Source organism: Okeania sp. (assembly GCF_983059655.1).
On record NZ_CEZPJD010000530.1, the window covers coordinates 1 to 5574 of the forward strand.

The window sequence follows — 5574 nt, forward strand, 5'->3', positions numbered from 1 at the left end:
CTAACCAGTTAAAAAAGGTTCAAAAGCTTGCAAAATAACCTTTCTTCCCTTCTGCCTTCTGCTATCCTAGATAACTAAAGCCTCCTGCCTTCTGCCTTTTTGCACTAGACATTTCCAGAAAAGAGGGAACAGGGAGTAGGTTTGATTTTGGATTTTTACCAAATGTTTACCCCATTTCCCTATTTCCCCATTACGCTTATAGCTGATAGCTGACCGCTGTTTGCGGAGCATTCCGTAGGAAATGCTTATTACAAAACATTTAGCCTAGAGAAGTTGCTGCTTGCTGACCAGACATTGATGTTTGAGACTCTTCTTCATCATTAGGTTCTGCTGAAAGTACTTCAATATGATTTAATAAGGTAGTTACAAAAGCAAAAAGTAAGAAGGGTAGAGACAAAACTACGATTAAAGCAATAGCCCCTAGAGCATAGACTTGGCTACTACTAGTCCAAAGGGCAACTCCTCCAGCTATGCTCAAAAATACCACTATTAACCAAACAATAATTTGGCCATAAATGTCGCCGAAAGTGAGTGTGCATTGGATACGATATTTTTGGAGATTATTCATCATTTTTACCTCGTTGCATTACTTCAAATTTTAGGTTAGACATATTGTCAAACTAGAGTAATTTATAGGTTAGACCAACTGTCAAACTAGAGTAAAATTTATTACGATCAAAATCGTAATTGTTACAACACTTTACAGTTTTTAACTGTAAAATAATATAGCTGTTACAAAAGTAACAATTAAATCTTTTTTATCTTTTTTTTATCTACATTAGACATCTCCGAAACAGAATAGACTTTTTGCTAAAGTAGAAAACAGCTTATCTAGGAATAGGGAAGAAAATTTCTAAAAAAAGACACAAGAAATGATCTACATGTGTAATTTTCAGAGATTTCTATTTTTCTCTTTCAAGCTATTCTTAATTTCTGGCAGAAGCATTACAAGTGAATGTGTGATTTGATACTGAAAAAATTATCTATAATAATCAATAGTTAATATCTAAATTTTACATAAAAAATGCAATCAAAAATTGAAATTATAGAAAAAAGTTTTGAAAAAATTAAACCTTATGCTAATGAATTTGCAGCCAGTTTCTACGAAAACTTATTTGCAGAATATCCAGAAGTAAAACCACTGTTTGCTAATACTGACATACAAAAGCAACAAAAAAAATTGCTTGATGCTCTGATGCTGGTAGTCGAAAATTTGCGTCATCCAGAGATACTAAAAGAAATCGTGCAAGCGTTAGGCAGTCGCCACACTAATTATGGAGTGCTACAACAACATTATCCCCTTACAGGTAAAGCACTACTAAAAACATTAGAGCAGTATCTTGGGGAATATTGGACTTCAGAAGTAAAAGCAGCTTGGATATATGCTTATCGTGGGATTGCAAAATTGATGTTGCAAGGTGCAAACTATCCACCAGAGAAGGAGCGATCGCCCACTACTGACACTACAGAAACCGAAACCCAGACTAAGAAAAACCCCTATATTAAGAACACTGAAACCGAAGTTCAAGCTATACCAACCCCACAGTCAACCCCTACCTTACCAATAGAACTCATTGAAACCAGCTTTGAGAAAATCAAACCCCATGGAGCAGAATTTGCTGCCAGTTTCTATGAAAACCTATTTGCAGCATACCCAGAAGCAAAACCACTATTTGCTCACACTGATATACAAAAGCAACAAAAAAAATTGCTTAATTCTTTAGTGTTAGTAGTCGAAAGTCTCCGCCAACCAGAGGTTTTAGCAAATGTGTTACGCGCTCTTGGTGCCCGCCATATTAATTATGGAACTCTACCGCAACACTATCCTCTAGTTGGGGAAGCATTGTTGAAGACTTTAGAACAGTATCTTCAGCAAGATTGGAATTCAGAAGTCAAGAATGCGTGGGTATTTGCTTACGAACAAATTGTGCAATTGATGTTTGAGGGGGCAGGGTATTCTCCAGAAACTTCAAACACAGAAGTTCAAACTACCTCACCACCACAAATAGAAATCAATTTAGAAAAAGCACCAGTATCAAAATCAAGCTCTAAGTTACAGGTAGAAGTCATCGAAAACAGCTTTGAAAAAATTAAGCTCCGTGGTGCAGAATTTGCTGCCAGTTTCTATGAAAATCTATTTGCAGCATACCCAGAGGCAAAACCATTGTTTGCTCGCACTGACATGGAAAACCAGGAAAAAAAGTTGCTTAACTCTTTAATTTTAGTAGTGGAAAGTCTGCGAAACCCAGAAGCTTTGGCAGAAGTATTACGCGCTCTTGGTGCCCGTCACGTTAATTATGGCACTCTCAAGCAACATTACTCTTTAGTGGGGAAAACTATACTGAAAACTTTAAAACAGTATCTCCAGGAAGACTGGACTCCTGAAGTTAGGAAAGCTTGGGCATATGCACTCGGTCAAATTAATAGATTTATGTTTGAAGGAGCAGGTTATATAAAAACACCAATACCCAAAAAAGTAGAAGAAACAACGACAAAACCCACTTCTGATCAAGAAAAAAAATCTCTGCCTATTCCAACAACTAGGCAAAAAATAACAACTAAAATTAAGCAAAATACAGAACAGTCAGAAAAAAAATATTCTACTGAAAAAGCAACAGCAAAGCTAAAAAAAATACTTACACAAATCATTAATATTTTCTGGCAATTGCCAAAAATATATGTAGTAATTATTGCCGTCATTATTGCAGTTATAATAGTTAATTTAGTCGGTGAAGATTCTATTTTTGCTAAAACATTAGATTCTGCCGATACTATTAGTCTTATTGTTGCTATAATTATTTTTGTCAAAGAAATCCCCGACCGAAAAAAAGAATTTCACTATCAAGCTTGGAGCGTAATAGATGCAGCAGAAGGCATCAAAGATAGTCAAGCTCGGTTTATAGCAATTCAGGATTTGAATAAAGATAGTGTTTCTCTGAGAACTCTACAAGCATCAGGTGCATATTTGGCAAGTATTGATTTGAAAAAAGCAAATCTCAATGAAGCAAATTTGAGTGGAGCTTGCCTAGATAATGCAAATCTTAAACAAGCAAATTTAAGTTATGCTAACCTGAGTGATGCTAAATTATCTAGCAGTAATTTAAGTGAGACAAATCTCAGTTTTAGTAATCTTAGTAATGCTAATCTGAGTAATGCTAATTTGAGTAATACTAATCTAGTTTGTGCTGACTTGAGTAATGCTAATATGAGCGGTGTTAATCTAAGTGGGGCAACTTTGAGTGGGACAAAACTTATTGAAACTTATTTAGTTGGTGCGAATCTCAAAGATGCAAAAGTAAGTGTTGCTGAACTTTCTAATGCCTATTTAAAAGATGCAATTATGCCAGATGGTTCAAAGTATAAATAAATTTAAACATTTACAGCACTTTTTAGAAAGCGTGAGGTATAATTTTAGAATTAATCTTTTTTTTCCCACTTCTGTAATTTTGTACCTCATCAACTCCAAAACTGCTGTAATACCAATTTTAAAAAAGAATGCTACAAAAAGATAGATATTGATCGGCTATGCTTAAAAATAACTGCTCCAGTTTATTTGAGATAGTTATATCTATACTTTTTTCCCTTTTTATCAATATTTCCCCCTTCTTCCGTCTTTATTACCTCTACTATTTGTAACAAGCATTTATCAAATTGGTATAAGATTTTTTGAAATTCCCAACAAATGCTAAAATTCAACCAGACTAAAACTAACTAAAAATAGATAGAAAACTTATGGAGTCACAAAAGCACTTACTAGCAAAAAATATGGCTTTTCTCATGTTAGTTTATCCTGATAGTAACTTGGCAAAATTATTAAAGTTTTGTTTAGCAACAAAAATTACTGGGGAAAATCCTGGTAAAACAGCAGAAAATATGGCTCGCGAGCTGATGGATAAACCATCTAATTTGCCTTACTGGACTCAGGATGTGATGAGAATTGACAATAACTATAGTGCTGAAGAGTGGGAAGCTTTAGGTAAGATGGATTTGAAAGATACTGAGGAGTTTATGAATACTTTGTGGCAAGAATTAGAAAATTTGAATTTGTAGATCAAACTTATATTAATATGATTTAAGTTGTTAGATATTGAATACTTTTAGGGAACAGGGAATAGGGACCTGATTGAAATAAATATTATATTTATTACCTTCTTCGCTCTGCCATCTCTCTACTTTCTTAACTAAAGATTAATTAATCGGTGGTGGTGCATTGTAATTGTCGTGAATTGTACGAGGTGCGACAGTGGGAGCATCTTGCTCCCGTGCCAGGTATTCCTCTTTGCTGTGTATCATTAGACATCTCCAATAATAAAAAATCAAATCAACTATCGTACAGAAATTATCAATTCTTTCCCCTTACTCCCTACTCCCTACTCCCTCTTTCCTGGAGATGTCTACTAATTAATCTTCCAATTCCTTCATAATAGTTTCTACTTTTTCTTGACCTTCAAAATTATTCTGTTTCTCAAACAATTTTAAAGCCGTTTCAAAATACTTTCTGGCTTCTCGAACGCGCTCTCTGGCCTGAAGAGCTAACCCCATTTTATAATGAGCATCTGCATTATCCGGATTTTTCTTAATTACTTGCCGATACATAATTATTGCTTGTAAATAATCCTGACTTTCTAAAAGTATGTCTGCTGCAGCAAACCGAGCTTCTATCAAATCGGGATTAGCATAAGCAGCTCTTTGATAAAATTTCAAAGCAGCTTGAGTATTATTTTGTGCTTGATAAATTTCCGCAATTTGAAACTGGATATCTGCATTTCGAGGATTTATACGAGAAGCTACTTCCAGAGCAGCTAAACCACCATTAATATCTCCAGTAGATAATAAAGCAGTTCCTAACTTGATTTGCATTCCTGCATCTCTCGGTGATAATCTCACCGCTTCTCGAAGTGCTTGCAATGCTTCAGGAAAACGTTCTTGTTTTAGTAATGCTAAACCCATTGAAGCATAAGCTTCAGCATTATTAGAATCAGATTGAATTGCTACTTGATATGCAACGATCGCCTCATTGTATCTTTCTAGGCGAAATAATGCAGCACCTAATCCTAAATGAGCATTAACGTTATTGCGGTCAAGTAAAGAAGCACGACGATAAGCTTCAACTGCCGCCTGATAGTTTTCTAACTTAGCCAGACTATATCCCAAACCATATTGAAAATCTGCTTTATGAGGCTCAATAGCGATCGCCTGCTGATAAAACTGACTTGCAGCTTGAAAATTTCCTTGGAGTGCCTCTAAATAAGCAATACCAGAATATATTTTTGCATTTTTTGGGTCTAAACGTGCTGCCTGTTGATATATTGCGACCGCTTGTTGGTATTTACCCGCATCCGCCAGCGATCTTCCTTGGCGTAGTAGTTCGTCTAAGTTAGAATTCACTGATTGATTCTGAGCCAATAATTTGACCCCACAATCAGGAAAAATACCTCTATTTATCCCAGATGTTTCTTGACAAGTAACCCCATAGGCAATAGAAGGAATAGTGGCTGTTATTGTGGCCACAAGTAAACTACTAAATATTGATACTGTTTTTTTGTACACGGCCAGTCTAAAATATTAAGTGTT

Annotated in this window: 4 protein-coding genes; 2 read left to right on the forward strand and 2 right to left on the reverse strand. The window is 35.3% G+C overall.

Going from position 1 to position 5574, the window contains the following annotated elements; genetic code table 11:
- Positions 1–259 precede the first annotated feature (259 nt).
- Positions 260–568: a hypothetical protein gene (locus AC3DU7_RS23495; RefSeq protein ID WP_293081438.1), complete on the reverse strand. Its 309-nt coding sequence runs from the start codon at positions 566–568 to the stop codon at positions 260–262.
- Positions 569–1024: 456 nt separating this feature from the next.
- Here AC3DU7_RS23495 and AC3DU7_RS23500 point away from each other — a divergent pair, with 456 nt between their 5' ends.
- Positions 1025–3367, forward strand: a complete 2343-nt coding sequence (locus AC3DU7_RS23500; protein ID WP_488041719.1) for a globin domain-containing protein — start codon at positions 1025–1027, stop codon at positions 3365–3367.
- Positions 3368–3732: 365 nt separating this feature from the next.
- Positions 3733–4050 (forward strand): hypothetical protein, encoded by a 318-nt coding sequence (locus AC3DU7_RS23505; protein WP_488041720.1) that lies wholly within the window; start codon positions 3733–3735, stop codon positions 4048–4050.
- Between the two features lie 351 nt (positions 4051–4401).
- On the opposite strand, the gene AC3DU7_RS23510 is transcribed toward AC3DU7_RS23505, so the two are convergent.
- Positions 4402–5550 carry a tol-pal system YbgF family protein gene (locus AC3DU7_RS23510; protein WP_488041721.1) on the reverse strand — a complete coding sequence of 383 codons (1149 nt, stop codon included), beginning with the start codon at positions 5548–5550 and terminating at the stop codon, positions 4402–4404.
- Positions 5551–5574 lie beyond the last annotated feature (24 nt).

Excerpts from the sequence above, each read along its gene's own strand:
- AC3DU7_RS23495 (WP_293081438.1), bottom strand. The coding sequence starts at position 568 with ATGAATAATCTCCAAAAATATCGTATCCAATGCACACTCACTTTCGGC.
- AC3DU7_RS23500 (WP_488041719.1), top strand. The coding sequence starts at position 1,025 with ATGCAATCAAAAATTGAAATTATAGAAAAAAGTTTTGAAAAAATTAAA.
- AC3DU7_RS23505 (WP_488041720.1), top strand. The coding sequence starts at position 3,733 with ATGGAGTCACAAAAGCACTTACTAGCAAAAAATATGGCTTTTCTCATG.